Origin of the sequence: Streptomyces sp. NPDC051109 (assembly GCF_044455885.1) — a bacterium.
Classification (GTDB): domain Bacteria; phylum Actinomycetota; class Actinomycetes; order Streptomycetales; family Streptomycetaceae; genus Streptomyces.
This window is the reverse complement of record NZ_JBITFF010000018.1, coordinates 75,916-94,411: the sequence shown is the minus strand read 5'-3', so window position 1 is coordinate 94,411 and position 18,496 is coordinate 75,916. Positions and strand designations below refer to the sequence as shown.

Here is an 18,496-nt window from a genome sequence, read left to right as displayed (position 1 = left end):
CGACCTGAGGAATTACTCCGGTGTTTGCGCAGTTGGGAGCCAGTTCCTGGAGTCTGGCGCCATCGATGGTGCCATGAAGGCTTGCAAGTGGTGCCATCGTGGTGCCATTATTGGGTCATGGACCTCACGCCCTATGTCGACAACCTTCGCCGCGAGCTCGCGGTGGCCGCCGAAGCCGGTGGGGAGGAAGCGCGCAACCTGGCCGATCGCCTCACGGCTCCGCTGGAGTCGGCGACCCGGCTGACCATGCTCAACGTGCTGTCCGCCGCGATGGACGAGATCACCCGCGAGCTCGCGCCCGGTTCGGTCGACGTACGGCTGCGCGGGCTGGACCCGGACTTCGTGGTGACGCTGCCGCCCGCGGAGGGCGGCGCCCCCGCCGGGCCGGCCGCGCCGTTCGAGCCGCTCCCGGCCCCGGCCCCGGTCGTGGCCGACGGGGACGAGGGCAGCACCGCCCGGGTCAACCTGCGCCTGCCGGCCCACCTCAAGGCGCGCGCCGAGGAGGCCGCGAACCGCGAGGGCCTGTCCGTCAACGCCTGGCTGGTGCGGGCCGTGTCGGCAGCGGTCGACGGCGGCGCCCGGCCGCGCCCGGCGGAGAAGGCCAAGAGCGTCGGACAGAGCATCACCGGCTGGGTGCGCTAGCTCAAAGCCCGCCCGCACACACACGTACGCACGCACGCAATAGCCACCACTTCATCCCACTGACCCAAGAGGACGGGACAGCCATGCCTTCTTTCGACACTCCCGAACCGATCTCGGCCACGGCGCGCGTGGAGGCCGGTTCCATCCAGTTCGTCGCCGGAGAGCGCACCGACACCGTCGTCGACGTGCGCCCCCGCGACCCGAAGAAGGACCTGGACGTGCGGACGGCCCAGCAGACCGAGGTCGCCTGCTCGGGTGGCGAACTGACCGTCAGGACGCCCAAGTCCAACATGTTCGGCCGCACGGGAGTCGTCGACGTGACCGTCGAACTGCCCGCGGGCTCGCGCATCGACATGACCGGCTCCTGGACCCAGGTGTTCGGCGAGGGCCGGCTCGGCGAGGTCCGCGTGAAGACCTCGTCCGGCGACGTACGCCTCGACACCACCGGCCCGCTGCACCTGAAGGCCTCGCACGGGTCCATCACCGTCGACCGGGTCGAGGGACCGGCCGAGATCACCACCAGCTCCGGCAGCCTGCGCGTCGGCCTCGTCGACGGGCCGGCCGTCCTGAAGAACTCGCACGGCACCACGACCGTCGGCGCCGCGATCGGCGAGCTGCGGGTGAGCGGCGCCAACGGGGACATCGAGATCCGGCGGGCCGAGGACTCGGTCACCGCCACCACCGCCCACGGCACGCTGCGCGTCGGCGAAGTGGTCCGCGGGACCGTCCAGTTGGAGACGTCGTACGGAGCCATCGAGGTCGGCGTCCGCGAGGGCACGGCCGCCTGGCTCGACGTCACCTCCACCTCCGGCCAGGTCCGCAACGGGCTGACCCCGTCCGAGAGCCCCGAGGGCGGCGAGGAGACCGTCCAGGTCCGCGCCCGTACCCGGCACGGCAACATCGACGTCCGCCGCGCCCAGGCCTGAGCACCGGACACCCCGCCCCTCTTCAGTTCATCTTCCCGAGCCTTCGAAATGGAGGGCCTCATGCCTTCTTCTGTCATGCCCACGCCAAGGCAGGCCGGCGGTCACGCGTCGCCCGCCGCCGTTTCCACCACCGGTCTGCGCAAGTCGTACGGCGACAAGACCGTCCTCGACGGAGTCGACCTGCACATCCCGGCCGGGTCCGTGTTCGCGCTGCTGGGGCCCAACGGAGCCGGCAAGACCACCGTCGTGAAGATCCTCTCGACGCTCATCTCCGCCGACGGCGGGCAGGCCCGGGTCGCGGGCCACGACATCGCCACGGCGCCGGACGCGGTGCGCGCCGCGATCGGCGTCACCGGGCAGTTCTCCGCCGTCGACGGGCTGATCACCGGTGAGGAGAACATGCTCCTCATGGCGGACCTGCACCACCTCCCCCGCAGCGAGGGGCGGCGTGTGGCGGCCGAGCTGCTGGAGCGCTTCGACCTGGTGGCGGCGGCGAAGAAGCCGGCGTCCACGTACTCGGGCGGCATGAAGCGCCGCCTCGACATCGCCATGACGCTGGTGGGCGACCCGCGGATCATCTTCCTCGACGAGCCGACCACCGGCCTCGACCCGCGCAGCCGCCACAACATGTGGCAGATCATCCGCGAGCTGGTCACGGGCGGCGTCACCGTCTTCCTCACCACGCAGTACCTGGAGGAGGCGGACGAGCTCGCCGACCGCATCGCCGTGCTCAACGACGGCAGGATCGCGGCCGAGGGCACGGCGGAAGAGCTCAAGCGGCTGATCCCCGGCGGGCACGTCCGGCTCCGCTTCTGCGACCCGGCCGCGTACCAGAACGCCGCCGCCGCGCTGCGCGAGGCCACCCGGGACGACGAGGCGCTGTCGCTGCAGATCCCCAGTGACGGCAGCCAGCGCGAGCTGCGCTCCCTCCTCGACTGGCTGGACTCCGCCGGCATCGAGGCGGACGAGCTGACCGTGCACACCCCCGACCTCGACGACGTGTTCTTCGCCCTGACCGGCGGCGACAAGGGCGACCAGAGCAACCACAGGAACCACAGGAACCAGAGCAACCAGAGCACCGAGACCAAGGAGACTTCCCGATGAGCTCGCTCGCCCTCGCCGTCCGCGACTCGTCCACGATGCTGCGCCGCAACCTCCTGCACGCACGGCGCTATCCGTCCATGACGCTGAACCTGCTGCTGACGCCGATCATGCTGCTGCTGCTCTTCGTCTACGTCTTCGGCGACGTGATGAGCGCCGGCATGGGCGGCGGCGCCGACCGCTCCGCGTACATCGCCTACCTGGTGCCGGGCCTCCTGCTGATGACCGTCGGCTCCACCACCATCGGCACCGCCGTGTCCGTCTCCAACGACATGACCGAGGGCATCATCGCCCGCTTCCGCACGATGGCGATCCACCGCGGCTCGGTGCTCGTCGGGCACGTCGTCGGCAGCGTGCTGCAGTCGGTCGTCAGCGTGGTCCTGGTGGGGGCCGTGGGCGTGGCCATCGGCTTCCGCTCCGTGGACGCCACGGCCCTGGAATGGCTCGCGGCGTTCGGGCTCCTGACGATGTTCGCCCTGGCCCTCACCTGGATCGCGGTCGGGATGGGCATGGTGAGCCCGAACGCCGAGGCGGCCAGCAACAACGCGATGCCGCTGATCTTCCTCCCGCTCATCTCCAGCGCGTTCGTCCCGGTGGACGCGATGCCGGGCTGGTTCCGGCCGATCGCCGAGTACCAGCCGTTCACGCCGGCCATCGAGACCCTGCGCGGGCTGCTGCTCGGCACCGAGATCGGCGTCAACGGGTGGCTGGCGCTCGGCTGGTGCCTCGCGCTCACCCTGCTCGGCTACTTCTGGTCGAAGGCGGTCTTCGCCCGGGACCCGAAGTAGCCGGGAAACCGGCCCGGCCCAGCCGGGCCGCTCCGGGGCGGCGTACTCCGACACCACGTCGGGGTGCGCCGCCCCTGCGCGTCGTTCCAGTCGCTGCTCGTTTCCCGCCGGAGCGGGGCTCCAGACACGCTCAAGACGGCCCGGAGCGCGCCGGGCGGGGGGCAGCGACTGAGGAAAAGCGACTGAGCGACTCTTCGGTCGCTCTCAGAGCGAAAGAGAAAGCCCAGGTCAGATGGTGTGGCCAGGGGAAACAGCGACTGAAGCGACTCAGGGCCCGGGTATATGGAGACATTGGCGTGCGCGTTGCGCATGCGCGTGTGCGCGTCATATATAGGGGTCTTGAGTCGCTTCAGTCGCTGTTTTGCCTTGCGCAAGGCTGTGACCTGGTGTTCTGTGAGCGACTCACCGAGCGACCGAACGAGACTGAGTCGCTGTGCGTTCAGTCGCTCGGTCGCTGGGGCTCCTCGTGGAGACGTACACGTGTTCTGGCTCATATGCCTCTCGCCTCCTGGTGGTTTCGCTAATCTGTTTGTCGGGCGTTGAGTCGCTTCAGTCGCTGATGGGGGAAGTGAATGGCAGCTGAGCTGCGGGTTTCGCGCAGCGACCCAAGGCGGTTCACGAGAGCTGCCGCGGTCGTGCCGCAGCCTCTGACGACCGGCATGTGGTGCGCGCGCCAGGGGTGGCCGGTTCACCCCCTTGCGCCGGGCCGCAAGACGCCTGTGGGCAACTGCGAGTCGTGCCGCGTTCCGGGCCACGACCGCGGAGCCTGCGCGTGCCTGCGGGCGGGCCGCTGGTGCCACGGGTTCCACGCCGCCACCCTCGACCGCGACCGGATCCGCCAGTGGTGGGGCGCGCGTCCCGATCTCGGGGTCGGCGTCGCCACTGGTCCGGCGGGGCTCGTCGTCATCGACATCGACGCGCACGCCCGCGAACTCCCCGGGCGCGAGCGGCTGCTGCCGGGCATACCCATCGCCGACACCGTCGACCTGACCGGGCTGGCCAACGGGTTCCACACCCTGGGCGTGCTGGCGGCGTTACGCGGAGCCACGAGCCCGGCGGACGACGAGACCACCATGCGCGTACGGACCCCGTCGGGGGGCCTGCACGTCTGGTACCGCAACGAGGGCGGTCTGCGCTGGCAGTGCTCCGCCGGGTCGGGCAGCGGCCGGGCGCTGGCCTGGCAGGTCGACGTACGGGCCAACGGCGGGTACGTCGTGGCTCCGGGGACCGTGACCCCCGCCGGGGTCTACCGGCCGCTGGGAGCCGTACGCGGGCCTGCGCCGCTGCCGGGCTGGCTCGCGGGAGAGCTGGAGCGCACCGGGCACCTGCCCGCCGAGGCCCTTCCCGGGCCCCGGCCCGTGCCGCCGCGGGCCCGGCAGGCCGTCATCGCGGCGGGCGGGGGACGAGCGGCGTCGGACCGGGTGCTCGCGGGAGTGCTGGCCGAGGTGGCCGGCTGCGCGGCGGTACCCGAAGGGGCGGCGTTCTCGGAGAAGTTGAACCGCGCGGCCTACACCGCCGGGGGACTCGTCGCCGCCGGGCACCTCGCCGAGGCCGAGGCCCTGCGGGCCCTGGAGGACGCGGCCGAGCTGGCCCGCCCCGGGCAGGAGGGCCGCTGCCGCGCCATCATCCGCGGCGGGCTCAGTGCGGGCCTGGCGCGCCCGCTGGCCCTCCGGGGCCGCGTGTGAGGCCGCATGTGAGGCCGGAAAGCGACAGCATGCTGACCGGTTTCGACGAACAGCCCGGTTTCGACGTACAGGCCGTCGCGGCGCAGATCCTCGCACAGCCCGTACCGGCGCCCCGCGCCCCCCAGGAGTGCCTGGAGCCCTCCGCGTACGCGCCCGGCCGGGAGACGGCCGACGGCGGCCCCGCAGAGGCCCTGGAGCCCCTGGGCGCCCTGGCGGTGGCCGCGGCGGGCGGCGAGGCGACGGCCGAGGGACTGCTGCCCGACACGCTCACCGACCGCGGCAACGCCAAACTGTTCGTCAAGCTCTACCGCAACGACTACCGGCACGTCCCGGGCATCGGCTGGTACCGCTGGGACGGCACGCGCTGGCAGATCGACGAGGACGACACCGTCATGTGGTCCGCGGGCGACCTGGCCGAGTCCATGGCGACCACCGACCCGCGCGACGTCCATCCCGCGACCGCGCTCCAGCAGCACCGCCGCCGCGCGCTCAGCACCAGCGGGATGAACGCCATGCTCACCCAGGCGAAGTCCGCCCCGGGGATGGTGCTCAACGCCGCCCGCCTGGACGCCGACCCGTACGCGCTGTGCACGCCGGCCGGTGTCGTGGACCTGCGGACCGGCCGCGTCCGACCCGCCGAGCCCACGAAGGACTTCCACTCCCGCTCCACGTCGGCGGCCCCGCGGCAGATGCCCACGCCCCGCTGGAACCGCTTCCTGACCGACACGTTCGGCGAGGGGCCCGAGGGCGCGGAGATGATCGACTTCCTCCAGCTGCTGCTCGGCTACTCCGTCACCGGCGACGTCGGCGCCCAGGTCATGCCGTTCCTGTTCGGCTCCGGCAAGAACGGCAAGTCCGTCCTGCTGGACGTCCTGATGAAGCTGCTCGGGGACTACGCGGACGCCGCGCCCCCCGGGTTCCTGATGTCGCGCCCGTACGAGGGGCACCCGACCGACCTCGCCGAACTCCACGGCCGCCGCGTCATCGTGTGCAGCGAGGTCAAGCCGGGCGACCGTTTCGACGAGGCCCGGGTCAAACTGCTCACCGGCGGCGACCGCATCAAGGCGCGCCGCATGCGGCAGGACTTCTTCAGCTTCGAGCCGACGCACAAGATGTGGCTGCTGGGCAACCACCGGCCCGAGGTCGGCACCGGCGGTTTCGCGTTCTGGCGGCGCATGCGGCTGATCCCGTTCGAGCGGGTCGTCTCCGACGACCGCAAGATCGACAACCTGGCGGACGTGCTCGTCACCCAGGAGGGCCCGGGCATCCTCAACTGGCTGATCGACGGCGCCCGTCGCTACCTCGGCGGCGACCGCGACCTCACGGGACCGGAGCGGGTCCGCATCGCGACGACGGCGTACGCGGAGACCGAGGACCACACCGGGCGCTTCATCGGCGAGACCTGCCGGCTGGAGGCCGATCTGCGGGCGGAACAGGCGCAGCTCTACGCGGCCTACAGGCGCTGGTGCCAGAATGAGGGCGCTCCGGCGATCTCGTCCCGGGCCTTCGCGGCGAGGGTGCGCGAATCGGTGGGACTGGCCTCGCCGAAGGAAATGATCCTGTCCAACCAGCGCAAGTACTACCCGGGCATCGGCCTGCTCGCGGACGAGGAGAGAGTGTGAGCGCCCTCATCGCAGAAGACGAGCTCGTCCACGAGGTGGACCTCGTCTGGCTGGAGGACATCAGCCGGCTCGACTACGTCCGCCAGAGCCTGGACCGGCTGCCGACGCGGCGCGGACGGCCCGCGTACCACCGCGACGGGCGGATGGTCGGGTACGCGCTGCTGGGGCCGAAGGCGAAGCCCTCGCGCTCCTCCGGCACGTTCCGGCGGCGGGTGTTCTGGCTGCTGCCCCACGACCGGGACACCGCCCCGGAGGGGCTGTACGCGACCGGGGCGCCGGCGGAGGCCGTGGACGCGCGGACGCTGGCGCCGGGCAAGAAGGGGCGCAAGACGGAGCGTTCGGAGGGCGGCCCGATGTCCTCGGCGGTGCGCGGACTGCTTCCGTAGCAGGGGCGGCGGATAGCCCAGTGGTCCCCGTTCCTCCTTGGAAAAGAAACAGGACACCCGGTATATTTCCGCGCCTGAGGGGTCGTCAACGGGGAGGCAGTCGCTGTGCAGGTGGAACGTGGGGCGCGGGCGCAGGTCGCTGTGGTGGGAGGCGGGCCCGTCGGAATGCTCGTGGCGGCCGAGTTGGCCGCGTTCGGAGTCGACACGGTGCTCCTCGAATCCCGCTCCGGCGTGTCCGACCGGCCCAAGGCGACCACGCTGCACGCCCGGGCCGTGCAGTGCCTGGCCCGACGCGGCCACCTGCCCGCGCCGGCCGCCCCGTATGCCGCCGCCCGGGGCGGCCGGGCCGCAAGCCCCTTCCACTTCGCCGGGCTGTCCGGCCTGTTCATCACCGCTCCCGAGAGCGAGCCGGAGCCGATCCTCAAGTGCCCCCAGGCGCGGCTGGAGCGGGAGTTCGAGGAGCGGGCGCGGGCCGCGGGCGCGCGGATCCTGCGCGAGCACCGGGTCACGGGGCTGGTCCGGGAGGCGGACGGCGTGCGGATCGAGGCCGAGGGGCCGCACGGGCCGGTCGCGTACGAGGTGGGGTACGTGGTGGGGGCGGACGGTGCGCGCAGTACGGTCCGCGATCACGCGGGCATCGGCTCCGAGACTCATCCGGCGACCATCTCCGCGCTGATGGGCGCGGTCCGGCTCGCCGAACCGGACGCACTGCCCGCGGGCTGGCACCGGACCCCGCGCGGCTGGATCGTGGCCAAGGGCGACGACGAGGGGAGGACGCACCTGCGGACGCTCAACTGCGCCGGGGCGCACGCCGACCGGCACCTGCCGCCCACGCTGGAGGAACTGCGCGCGGAGGTGTCCTGGATCGCCGGACGGGAGGTCGCGATGGACGAGCCGCGCTGGCTCGGCCGGTTCAGCGATTTCGCCCGGCTGGCCCGGACCTTCCGCGAGGGGCGGGTCTTCCTGGTGGGGGACGCGGCGCACGTGCATTTCCCGATCGGCGGGCAGGGCCTGAGCACCGGGGTCCTCGACGCCCTCAACCTGGCCTGGAAGCTGGCGCTCGCGGTGCGCGGGGAGGCGGGCCCGGAGCTGCTCGGCACCTACGACGCCGAGCGCAGGCCGGTAGCCCGGCGGGTCATCGAGAACACCCGGGCCCAGCTCGCGCTGATGCGGCCGGGCCCCGAACTCGACGCCCTGCGCGGGGTGTTCTCGGGGCTGCTGGCGCAGGACGGCGCCCAGGGGCATCTCGGCGGGCTCATCAGTGCGCAGGACACCGTGCTCCCGGCGGTGCTCCCGGCGCAGCCCGGGCCTTCCTGCCCGAGCGCAGGAACGTTTCTGTACAACGCCGTGCTGACCACCTCGACCGGCGAGACGGACGTCATCCGGCTGCTCCAGGGCGGCCGGCCGCTGCTGCTGCTCCTCGGGGACAAGGGCGCCGTCCACCGCGAGGAGGCGCGGGGCTGGGAGGGGATCGTGCGCGTGGTGCACGCCCGGCCCACGCCCGACGTGCCGTACGAGGCCCTGCTGGTGCGCCCCGACGGGTACATCGCGTGGGCACCGGGAGGCGCGGACCTGGGCGCCGCGCTGTCGGTGTACTTCGCCGCGAGCGCCCGGACGGGGTGCGCGTGACGGAGCGGGGGCCGGCGATCCGCCGGCCCGGTCCGGCGGACTGCGGACGCCGGGCCTCAGCCCGCGGTGGCGAGCGCCTGGTCGTCCGCCGTCTTGCGGGCCTCGGCGTAGACCGCGGCCCCGCGGGTCTCGGCGAGGTCGAGCGAGGCGAGGACGGAGGGCACCACGACACTGGGCAGCAGGTGCCGCATCAGGGCCGAGACCCTGGCGACCAAGTCACCGTAGTCGCAGATGGCCTGGGACATGGACTGGATGCCGGCGAACGAGCCCACGATGACGTCCGCGGTCTCGGGCACGACGACGTGCGGCAGCAGCTCGCCCTGGGCCTGCGCCTTCTCCAGCAGCGTGCAGCCGACCTCGGCCCAGCGCACGAACGGGCCGCTGCGGTCGAGGCCCTGCGCCAACTGGTCCATGGACAGCCGTACGCCGGCGCGCACCATGGAGTCGGTCTGCAGGCGGTGGGCGTGCAGCATGACCACGTCCACGATCTCCTGCACCTTGGAGGCGCGTTCGGGGACCATGAGCTGCTGGTCCTGTTCGGCGAGCACCCCCTGGGCCAGGTCTTCCTTCGACTGGAAGTGGAAGTAGAGCGCGCCCTTGGTCACTCCGGCCGTGCCGAGGATCTGGGAGATCGTGGCGGCTTGGTAGCCGTGCTCCTCGAAGACCCTGGCCGCTGCGGAAAGGATCGCCTGCCGTGTACGGACGGCCCGGACTTGCTCAGCCACTGTGCCTCCTCCCTTCCTCGGGGGTGTTCCCGTGTGGGCCACAAAAAAACCGCCCAGTTCGTATCTTACAGCGAGTGACGCGCATCGGTCGCAGGCGGCCGAAGAAGAACGTCACCTCAGGGAGGAAAGCCCATGATTCTCGTCACTGGTGCCACCGGGACGGTCGGCCGTGCACTGGTCGGCCGACTCCCCGCGGGCGTGCCGGTCCGTGTTCTGGCGCGTGAGCCGGCCCGTGTCACGGGCGCGCCCGCCGCGGCCGAGATCGTCCGCGCGGATTACGGTGATCCGCGCTCGCTCGCGCGCGCCCTCGACGGGGTGGGCTCCGCCTTCCTGGTGACCAGCCGTGTCGGGGACGACGACGAGCGCTTCGTACGGGCGGCGCTGGCGGCCGGGGTGCGGCACGTGGTGAAGCTGTCGGCGGCGGCGGTCACGGACCGGCGGGCGGATGACGCGATCACCCGGTGGCAGCGGACGACCGAGGACCTGCTGCGCGGCTCCGGGATGGACTGGACCCTGCTGCGCCCGCGCGCGTTCATGTCCAACGCCCTGTCCTGGGCGCGGTCCGTCCGGTCGGACGGTGTGGTGCGCGCCCTGTACGGGGGGTCGATCAACGCGTGCGTCGATCCGCGCGACGTCGCGGAGGTGGCGGCACGCGTCCTCACCGAGGAGGGGCACACGGGGCGGGCCTACACGCTGACCGGGCCGCGGGCGATCAGCGCGGTCGAACAGACGGCCCAGCTCGCCGAGCTGCTGGGCCGTCCGCTGCGTTTCGAGGAACTCGGTCCGCAGCAGGCGCGAACCGCGCTGGCCGCGCGCTATCCGCAGGAACTCGCCGAGGCGATCCTGGCCGGTGCCGAGCGCCAGTGTGCGGGGGCGAAGGCCGGGGTGGATGTGACGGTCCCCGCGCTGCTGGGCCGTCCCGCGGGCACCTTCCGCGGGTGGGCCGAGGCACATCTGAGTGCCTTCTCGTCCCCGTGAAGGTGCCCTGCGGTGGTGCGCCTTCCCGTCCGCCGCCGGTCAGAGGCCGTGCTCTCCCGCGGTCACGGTGGCCCTGAACACCATGACGCCGTCCTGGTGCCCGGTCACCAGCACCGTCTCCTCGCCGTCGGGACCCCCGGGGAGCCGGTGCGCCTCGATCATGCAGGGCGAGTCGAGTTCGGCGTACCGCTTGAACTCGGCGGCGATGCTCAGCGGGAGGTACGAGGACCGCCCCAGTGCTGAGGCCGTTGCCTGCCGGGCCGCCTCGAGCAGCACCATGCCCGGTACGTGGTCCACCGCGTGCTCGAACAGTATGGGGTGGCGCGTGTCCACCCTCAGCTGCCAGCGGTCGGTCTCGCCCGTGGGGGAGAGGACCACGTCCATGGGCGACATGCGTCCGACGCTCTGCGGCGCGGCCGGGCTGATGAGCGGCAGCTGGTACCAGTCGCCGCCGAGGTTGTGGCCGCCGCGGACGCGCCGGTACACCCCCGGTGCCATGCAGGAGAACGAGCCGCCACCGGTGGCGACGACGTTCCCCTCGCGCCGCAGCACCGCCTCGAAGCGCAGACCCGACACGTTCCTGCCGCGCCGCTTGACCTCCGTGCAGACGACCTCGATGTCGAGTGCGGCGGGGGCCCAGCCCACCCGCAGGTGCTGCGGGTGCACGGCTATGTCGATGTCCCAGACGATGAACTGGTGGCCGAGGGGGACGCCGAACTCGGCATGGCCCAGCAGCATGCCGATCTGCCGGATTGTTTCGCAGCCGATCAGCGGATCGTGGTAGCCGTCCGCGACCGGCGTGAAGAAGCTGTGCCCCCGGGGCCATTGGGCGGTCAGCTGGAAATGCGTGTCGTCCACCCGCTGCCAGTCGGTCAGGACGACCTCGGCGACGGAAGCCCGGTGCACTAATTCCTTCGGCACGGTGAACGTCAGCGACGGGAAACGCGTGGAGAGGTCCCTCGTGGGCTCTTCGCCGACCGTTGTGCGCTCAACTTGGAATGTGCTCGCAGACATTGCTCCCCCTGGGCTCCGCTGGCGAGAAGGGCGTGATTGCCTCTGGCTGGGAAAGATACATACCAACCGGTTTAATTTCCAGCGGTATCTGACCATCCGCTCGTGTGAATGCGGATGCTTTCATTCCGAATAGAAGGTTTCCGCTGGTCAGGATCATTCTCCTCGCCTCTGCCTCAGTCTAGCCGCGCGCTGTGGGGCCTTTCGGGGTATCGGGTGTGTCGAGTGCGGGCTGAGCGTTTCTCGAGCCTGCTGATCAACGGTGTCCGAATGTCACCGGTCCGGCGCGTTCTCCGGTCAACCTCGCTCGATGTTCGGCCGCGTGAGCCCTCTTGCTTAAAAACCGCACAGACGGTTTGTTATAGTGAGGCCCTGGAGCGCGCGACAGCATCGCGACGCTCCGCAGCCAGCACCCGCCGGCCCGCCTCCACAGGCGTGGCACGCCTCGCAGTGACGGAGCAGTCGATGGTCAAGCAGGAACGCGCGGCGCGCACCCGTGAAACTCTGATCCGGTCCGCAGCCGAGACCTTCGACCGGGACGGCTTCTCGGTGGCTTCCCTCACCGCCATCAGTTCGCTGGCCGGGGTGAGCAACGGGGCGCTGCACTTCCACTTCCCCAGCAAGGCCGCGCTGGCGCATGCCGTGGAGGAGGCGGCGCTGACCCGGCTCCTGGCGCTCACGGGGGACGCCCGCCCGGAAGAGGACGTGTTCCGGGCCGGGTCGAGCCGTGTGCAACTCATCGTCGACGTCACCCACGGCCTCGCGGCGGCGTTGCGCGCCGACCCGGTGCTGCGGGCCGGGTTCGCACTCAGCGGCGACCTGTCCCGGCCGCGCCCGGGCGACCTGCGCGAGCGCTGGCGCGGGTGGGTCGAGGCGACGCTGCGGCAGGCGGAGGAGGACGGGGAACTGCGTCCCGAGGCGACGGCCGGGGACGTGGTGACCGCCGTGGTGGCGGCCACCGTGGGCTTCGAGGTGCTCGCCGTACGGGACCGCGCGTGGCTGTCGGCGGCGACGGTGACCAGGTTCTGGCGGCTCCTGCTGCCGACGGTCGTACCGGCGGGCCGGCTCGCCGGCTTCGAGGCCGCCGGGACGCTCCGCCCCTCCGCGTAGTCGTCGCGCCAGTCCCTCTGGTCCCTCTCCACTCCTGTGGCTTCGGCCGGGTGGCGGGACAGTGCCCCAGCCCCCCCGCTCGTGCGCGAGGGCCGGGGCCGCTTCGTCTGGGGTGCACGGGTGGGGCCGTGGTCCACCAGGCTTGAGCAGAGACTTCGCGGTTTGTTTTGCCCCATCTAGGGCTGTCCCTGAGGGAGTGCGGAGCGAAGCTGCAGCGGCGCCCGGACTTCATTGATCCCATGAAAGTGCAGGTGGGAGCCTAACTGTGAGGGATCGTTAGGTGAACTAAGAAACAAAACAGCGCGGTCGGTTTCGTATTGACAAACCGCCGGTCCTGTTTTTTACTGGCGAAGTCTCATCCACGGACAGGGGAGTACGGCGTGGACATCGAAGTACTGGGCACACTGGCGGTGCGCGAACGCGGAGTCTCCGTGACGCCGACCGCCCCGAAGCCGCGACAGGTGCTGGCGCTGCTGGCGCTCCATGCCGACCAGGTCGTCCCGGTCTCGGCTCTGATAGAGGAACTGTGGCAGGGGGCGCCTCCGCGCAGCGCGCGGACCACGCTCCAGACCTACGTCCTGCAGCTGCGGGCCCTCATCGCCACCGCCCTGGAACAGGGCGAGGACGAGGACGAAGCCGCCCCTGCGGGGCGGCGCACCGCCAAGGACGTGCTCGTCACCCTGCCCGGCGGCTACCTGCTCAACAGCGGCGGCGGCACCAGCGACGTCCGCGAGTTCGACCGGCTGGCCGGCATGGGCTACCGGGCGATGGACGCGGGCGACTTCCCGAACGCGGCCCGGCTGCTGCGCGAGGCGCTTGCACTGTGGTCCGGACCGGCCTTCGCCGACGTACCCGGCGGCATCCAGCTGGACATGGAGACGCGGCGGCTGGAGGAGACCAGGCTCTGCGCACTCGACCAGCGGATCGAGGCCGATCTGCGGATCGGGCGGCACCGCGAACTGCTGGCCGAACTCACCGTGCTGGCCAGCCGCTACCGCACCCACGAGAACCTGCACGGCCAGTTCATGCTGGCCCTGCACCGGTCCGGGCGCCGCGGCGAGGCCCTCGACGTCTACCAGCGCCTGCGCGCCACGCTCGTGCGCGAGCTGGGGCTGGAGCCCTCGGTCGCCCTGCGCCGACTGCAGCGTTCCATCCTCATGGCCGGTCCCGAGGCCCCCGTGGCGGCGGAGACCAACAGCGAGCGACTCGTACGCGTGGGCTGAGATGGCCGCCGCACGCGAGACCGAAACCGGGAACGCTGCCGGGACCGGGGCCCGGGGCCGGAGGCGCTTCCGGACCACGGACCGAGGAGGCAGCGCCGTGCAGGAGAGGTCGGAGCGGACCCGCAGGAAACTCGTCCACGCGGGCGCCGAGATGTTCCACCGCAACGGTTACGCGAACGCGACGCTCTTGGAGATCGCGGCGTTCGCCGGAGTGACGAAGGGGGCGCTGTACTTCCACTTCGCCTCCAAGGACGAACTGGCGGAGGCGGTACAGCTGCGCGGCTGCGAGCTGCTGCGCGAATCGGTGCGCGAACTGCGCGCATCCGGCCGCTCCCCGCTCCAGACACTGGTCGACACGACGCACTGGCTCGCGCTCAACCTGCGTGAGGAGCCGGCGATCCCGGCCAGCTTCCGCATCACCAAGGAGTGCGCCGGGCTGCCCGAGCTCGCCACCGACTTCCACCGGATCTGGCTCGCGGAGGTCTGCGGACTGCTGCGCGAGGCCCGGGACGCGGGTGAACTGCGTGCGGAGGGCCGCTGGGAGAGCATCGAATCCCTGGTCGCCGCGGCCGCGTGCGGCATCGAGGCGCTGGCGGCCACGGGCATGCCGTACGCCGAGTTGCAGCGCCGGGTGTCGGGGCTGTGGTCGCTGCTGCTGCCGAGCCTGGTGCCCGAAGGCGCGGAACGGGAGTTCCGGGTCGGGATGCCCGACCCCGACATGGCGCCCGGGCGGGTGGGGGACGCGGCGAACGAGGCCCTGCACGCCGGGGTGCACCACTCGTCCCGTCCGGTGTTCTCCGGCAGCAGCGCCTGACCGTGAGCCTGACCGTGACCGTGTTCCACCCGACGGCTTGGAGGAGCCTGCGATGACGATGGATCATCCCGGGGACGTACTGACCGACCTCATCGGAGTGCTCGGCGACGTCCTGCGCGTCAAGGCGGAGAAGATCGACCCCGAGCAGACCTTCCAGTCCATGGGGCTCGACTCCCTGCTGGTCGTGGAGTTCGTGGCCGTCGTCAACACCAGGTACGGGCTGCGCGTGCGCGCGACCGACCTCTACGACTTCCCGACCCCGGTGTCCTTCGCGCGCGAGGTCGCGCGGGCCGCGAGCAGCGCGGGCGCCGCGCCCGCGCCGGCTCCCGCGCCGACCGAGCCGGTGGCCGCGGCCGGGCCGGCGCCCGCCGCGGCGGGGCACGAGGCACCGGTCACCGCCTCCGCCCGGCAGTCACCGGCGGCCGCAGCGGCGACCCGGATCGCGGAGGTGCTGCGCGAGCAGCTCGCGGGGATCCTGTGCTGCGACCCCTGGGACATCAACACCACGGCCGCGTTCAACGTGCTCGGTGTCGACTCGATGGTGGGCGCGGAATTCATCGCCGTCGTCAACCGCAGCTTCGGCCTCCATGAACGGTCCGTCCTGCTGTACGAGCACCCGAACCTCGCCGCCATGGCCGCGTACATCGCGACGCGGACGGGGGCGGCGGCGCAGGCGGTCCAGGCCGTGCAGTCCGTGCAGGCCGTGCAGGTGGCGCAGGACTTCGCCCCGGCCCCGCGGACGCAGGCGCCGGCCCTCCGGCCGGCCGGTGCGTGGTCGGCCCCGGCTGCCACCGCCACCGCCGCTGGCGCCACGGCTCCTGCAGTCACGGCTGCGGCGCCCGGCGCACGGTCGCTCGCGGGCGGCGACCTCGACACCCTGCTGGACGCGATCCGCGACGACCGGCTCACCGTGGACGAGGCCCTCGTGCTGCTCGGCCGCCGCGGCTGAAGCCGATTCACCGGACACCCCAGAAGGAGTACGTCCAGATGGACGAGAAGGAAGTCCTGACCCGGTTCAAGAACGGCCAACTGGACCGGGCCCAGGTCGCCGCGCTACTGACCGGCGCCGGCACCGGGACGGGACCCGTCGTCCTCGCACTGTCGGACCTCCCGCCGCATCCCGCTCCGGCGCAGCCGGCCGCGGAGCGGGCCGCGCAGCCCGTCGGAGAGCAGGTCGCCGTCGTCGGGATGGCCGGGCGCTATCCCGGGGCGTCCGACCTGGCCGCGTTCTGGCGGCAGGTGCGCGGCGGGTACGACAGCGCCTCGACCCCGCCGCCCGGCCGTCCGGGGGACGAGGTCGGCCACTACCTCGAGCGCGTACAGGACTTCGACCCGGAGTTCTTCGGGATCGACGCGCACGAGGCCGCCCTGATGGACCCCCAGGAGCGGCTGTTCCTGGAAACCGCGTGGGAGGCCCTCGAGGACGCCGGCTGCACCGGCGGCCGCCTCGACGCCCTGACCGCAGCCGACGGGACCCCGCGCAGCGTGGGCGTGTTCACCGGCGCCGGGCCCGGTGACTACGCGCTGCTCGCCGCCCGTACGTGGAGCCGCGAGCGGCCCCGTCCGATGCCGCGGGGCGGCCAGTGGAGCCTGCCCAACCGGCTCTCGGCCCTGCTCGGCCTGACCGGCCCCAGCCAGTCGGTGGACACCGCGCAGTCCTCGGTCCTCGTCGCCCTGCATCTCGCACTCGGCGCCCTGCGGCGCGGCGAGTGCGCCGCCGCGCTCGTCGGCGGCGCACGGCTGCTGCTGCACCCCTCCAGCCGGCACCCCGGCGCGGGCGAGGGCGTGGGCGCGCTGCTGCTCAAGCCGTTGCCGCGGGCCCTGGCCGACGGGGACACCGTCCACTGCCTGGTGCGCGGCAGCGCGGTCGGCCACACCGCACCCGACCCGACGGCCCCCGGCCCGGGCCGCAGGTCCCGGGCCGCTGGCGCGCGGACGGGGAATGCGGGCGGGCGGACGGCCGCCGCAGCCGTACGGGAGGAGGCTGCGACCGTGCCGGGACGGCCCGGGGTGCCTGCGGGGCGGGTGTTGCGGGAGGCGCTGCGGGTTGCCGGACTGGAGGAGGATGCAGCCGGCGTCCGCGAGGATGCCGGGGCCGTGCGCGGGCTCGTGGGGGACGCGGGCGCCGCCACCGGAGCCGCCGTGCTGACACGGGCCGTGCTGCAGCTGGGGCACCGGGTCCTGGCGCCCGGGCCGGACCGCGTCGAGGCACGGCCCTGGGAGAGCGAGGGGCGCGGGCCGCGGCGGATCTGCGTCGGGGTGCGGGGCGCGGGCGGTGCGGACGCGGAGGTGGTACTGGAGGAGTACCCGCCGGCCGCCGAGTCGCACGCGGCCTCCGACCGGGTCTGCGCGGGCCCCGAGCTGTTCTTGCTGTCCGCCCCCACCCCATCCCATCTGGCCTCCACCGCACGTCGGTTCGCCGAGATGCTGCGCGGGAGCGCGCCGGTGCCGCCGCTCGGCGGGCTCGCCTCCGCCCTGCGGACCGGGCGGGCCGCCATGGACTGCCGGTTCGCGGCCGTCGTCGGGGACACCGGCGAACTGCTGCGGGTCCTGGAGGAGTTCGTACGGGACGGGGCGCCCTGCGCCGATCTGCGCGGCGGCGGCGCCGACCCGCTGGGGCTGGGGGCCGTACCGGAGACGGACGGGTACCTGGCCGCGCTCTGGCAGGCCGGGCACCTGCACCAGCTGCGGGGGCTGTGGCTGTCCGGTCTCGACGCCGACTGGGCGGCGCTGGAGGCGGCCCGGGGGCCGTCCGCCGCGGGGGTGGCGCTGCCCGCGTCCGCGTTCCTGCGCGTACCGCTGTGGCTGGGCGGCGAGGAGGGGCCGGCATGACGACGCTGCCGCTCGACCCGGTGGGACCGGGGGAGAACGAGCCGGCCCCGGTCAACCTGTGGTTCTGCCCCAACGAGGACCTCGCTCCGGGGATCGCGGCGACCTTGGCCTCGTACTGGCTGGACGAGAACGAGCAGGAGGTGGCCGGCCGGTTCCTCTTCGAACGCGACCGCCGGCAGTACCTCGTCGCGCACGCGCTGGTGCGACGGGTGCTCGCGCTGGAGACCGGCATTCCGGAGGCCGAGGCGATCATCTGGCGCTCCTCGCGCGGGCGGCCGTTCCTGCAGACGCCGGCCGGGGGGCTGCCGCGGGGGGCCGACGCGCTGGACTTCAACCTCTCGCACGCCAACGCGTACAACCTGCTGGGGGTTTCGCGGGGGCTGCGGATCGGTGTGGACGTGGAGCGGCTGGACCGGGGCGACCGGGGGCTGGACAACATCATCGCGACGTTCTCCGGGGAGGAGCAGGACTGGATCGCCAGTGCCGCGCCGGGCCGGCCGCGGGACCGGCGGGCGCTGAGGCTGTGGACGCTGAAGGAGGCGTACTCGAAGGCGCGGGGGCTGGGTCTGGGGCTGCCGTTCGACTCCTTCGCGTTCGCGCTGGCGGAGGACCGGGGGGTGCTGTCGTTCCGGCCGCCGGCCGACGACTCGGCGTGGCGGTGGCGGTTCCTGGAGGTGGAGCCGGTGCCGGAGGTACTCGCGGCGGTGGCGGTCGAGGTCGACTCCGAGCGCCCGCCGGCGGTCCACCTCCACCACGGATTCCCCTGGGGCCGCGCAGCCCCCCGCCGCCTGGTGCTCCCGGCCCCGGCGAGCGTCTGACCCGCCCCGGCCGGCTCCCGGAACACCTCGCCCCCCTCTCGCCGGCGGCGAGGCGCTGCCGGGAGCCGGCGGTGCAGTGCGCCGAAGCGGATGCGGTCATGGGTTCCGCGGGTCGCGGTTCACGCGGGGGGCAGGGCGGGCGGAAAACCGCTCGAGATGGAATTGAGGGGCGGGTTATCCCGGGCGCCATCGTGCGTCGGGAGGTT

17 protein-coding genes are annotated in these 18,496 nt (G+C 72.7%); 15 read left to right on the top strand and 2 right to left on the bottom strand.

The annotated features are described in order from the left end of the window. Positions 1-117 precede the first annotated feature (117 nt). From ACIBAD_RS28085 to ACIBAD_RS28050, 8 genes are all read left to right on the top strand, one after another. Positions 118-642, top strand: a complete 525-nt coding sequence (locus ACIBAD_RS28085) for a toxin-antitoxin system HicB family antitoxin (protein ID WP_134076335.1) — start codon at positions 118-120, stop codon at positions 640-642. Positions 643-725: 83 nt separating this feature from the next. Further along, the gene (locus tag ACIBAD_RS28080) at positions 726-1,568 is read left to right on the top strand and encodes a DUF4097 family beta strand repeat-containing protein (RefSeq protein WP_134076334.1); all 843 of its coding nucleotides are present in this window, start codon (positions 726-728) and stop codon (positions 1,566-1,568) included. A gap of 60 nt (positions 1,569-1,628) precedes the next feature. After that, the gene (locus ACIBAD_RS28075) at positions 1,629-2,672 is read left to right on the top strand and encodes an ATP-binding cassette domain-containing protein (RefSeq protein ID WP_398909308.1); all 1,044 of its coding nucleotides are present in this window, start codon (positions 1,629-1,631) and stop codon (positions 2,670-2,672) included. Then, entirely contained in the window at positions 2,669-3,457 is a 789-nt protein-coding gene (locus ACIBAD_RS28070; RefSeq protein ID WP_398909306.1) for an ABC transporter permease, read from the top strand. Before ACIBAD_RS28075 ends, ACIBAD_RS28070 begins: the two co-directional genes overlap by 4 nt. Positions 3,458-4,116: 659 nt before the next feature. After that, positions 4,117-5,142 (top strand): bifunctional DNA primase/polymerase, encoded by a 1,026-nt coding sequence (locus tag ACIBAD_RS28065; protein WP_398909396.1) that lies wholly within the window; start codon positions 4,117-4,119, stop codon positions 5,140-5,142. A 29-nt stretch (positions 5,143-5,171) separates the two neighbouring features. Continuing rightward, positions 5,172-6,764: a phage/plasmid primase, P4 family gene (locus ACIBAD_RS28060; protein ID WP_398909304.1), complete on the top strand. Its 1,593-nt coding sequence runs from the start codon at positions 5,172-5,174 to the stop codon at positions 6,762-6,764. Next, a complete protein-coding gene (locus tag ACIBAD_RS28055) occupies positions 6,761-7,150 on the top strand; it encodes a DUF6009 family protein (protein ID WP_134076330.1) in 390 nt (129 codons plus the stop codon). Before ACIBAD_RS28060 ends, ACIBAD_RS28055 begins: the two co-directional genes overlap by 4 nt. Before the next feature lie 105 nt (positions 7,151-7,255). Beyond that, positions 7,256-8,779 (top strand): FAD-dependent monooxygenase, encoded by a 1,524-nt coding sequence (locus ACIBAD_RS28050; RefSeq protein ID WP_398909301.1) that lies wholly within the window; start codon positions 7,256-7,258, stop codon positions 8,777-8,779. Positions 8,780-8,835: 56 nt separating this feature from the next. Here ACIBAD_RS28050 and ACIBAD_RS28045 read toward each other — a convergent pair whose 3' ends face one another. After that, a complete protein-coding gene (locus ACIBAD_RS28045) occupies positions 8,836-9,504 on the bottom strand; it encodes a ScbR family autoregulator-binding transcription factor (protein WP_134076328.1) in 669 nt (222 codons plus the stop codon). A gap of 132 nt (positions 9,505-9,636) precedes the next feature. On the opposite strand from ACIBAD_RS28045, the gene ACIBAD_RS28040 reads away from it, so the two are divergent. Continuing rightward, positions 9,637-10,482: an NAD(P)H-binding protein gene (locus ACIBAD_RS28040; protein WP_398909299.1), complete on the top strand. Its 846-nt coding sequence runs from the start codon at positions 9,637-9,639 to the stop codon at positions 10,480-10,482. Positions 10,483-10,521: 39 nt separating this feature from the next. Here ACIBAD_RS28040 and ACIBAD_RS28035 read toward each other — a convergent pair whose 3' ends face one another. Next, entirely contained in the window at positions 10,522-11,496 is a 975-nt protein-coding gene (locus tag ACIBAD_RS28035; protein ID WP_134076326.1) for a ScbA/BarX family gamma-butyrolactone biosynthesis protein, read from the bottom strand. Between the two features lie 432 nt (positions 11,497-11,928). Here ACIBAD_RS28035 and ACIBAD_RS28030 point away from each other — a divergent pair, with 432 nt between their 5' ends. From ACIBAD_RS28030 to ACIBAD_RS28005, 6 genes are all read left to right on the top strand, one after another. Next, on the top strand, positions 11,929-12,603 hold the full coding sequence (locus tag ACIBAD_RS28030; protein WP_398909296.1) for a ScbR family autoregulator-binding transcription factor: 675 nt from the start codon (positions 11,929-11,931) through the stop codon (positions 12,601-12,603). 380 nt (positions 12,604-12,983) lie between these two features. Continuing rightward, positions 12,984-13,826 carry an AfsR/SARP family transcriptional regulator gene (locus ACIBAD_RS28025; RefSeq protein WP_134076325.1) on the top strand — a complete coding sequence of 281 codons (843 nt, stop codon included), beginning with the start codon at positions 12,984-12,986 and terminating at the stop codon, positions 13,824-13,826. A gap of 97 nt (positions 13,827-13,923) precedes the next feature. Further along, positions 13,924-14,640 (top strand): ScbR family autoregulator-binding transcription factor, encoded by a 717-nt coding sequence (locus ACIBAD_RS28020; protein WP_208329176.1) that lies wholly within the window; start codon positions 13,924-13,926, stop codon positions 14,638-14,640. Positions 14,641-14,692: 52 nt separating this feature from the next. Further along, positions 14,693-15,589 carry a phosphopantetheine-binding protein gene (locus ACIBAD_RS28015; RefSeq protein WP_398909293.1) on the top strand — a complete coding sequence of 299 codons (897 nt, stop codon included), beginning with the start codon at positions 14,693-14,695 and terminating at the stop codon, positions 15,587-15,589. A gap of 38 nt (positions 15,590-15,627) precedes the next feature. Continuing rightward, positions 15,628-17,472: a polyketide synthase gene (locus ACIBAD_RS28010; protein ID WP_398909291.1), complete on the top strand. Its 1,845-nt coding sequence runs from the start codon at positions 15,628-15,630 to the stop codon at positions 17,470-17,472. Next, positions 17,469-18,290 (top strand): 4'-phosphopantetheinyl transferase family protein, encoded by an 822-nt coding sequence (locus ACIBAD_RS28005; protein ID WP_398909290.1) that lies wholly within the window; start codon positions 17,469-17,471, stop codon positions 18,288-18,290. Before ACIBAD_RS28010 ends, ACIBAD_RS28005 begins: the two co-directional genes overlap by 4 nt. Positions 18,291-18,496 lie beyond the last annotated feature (206 nt).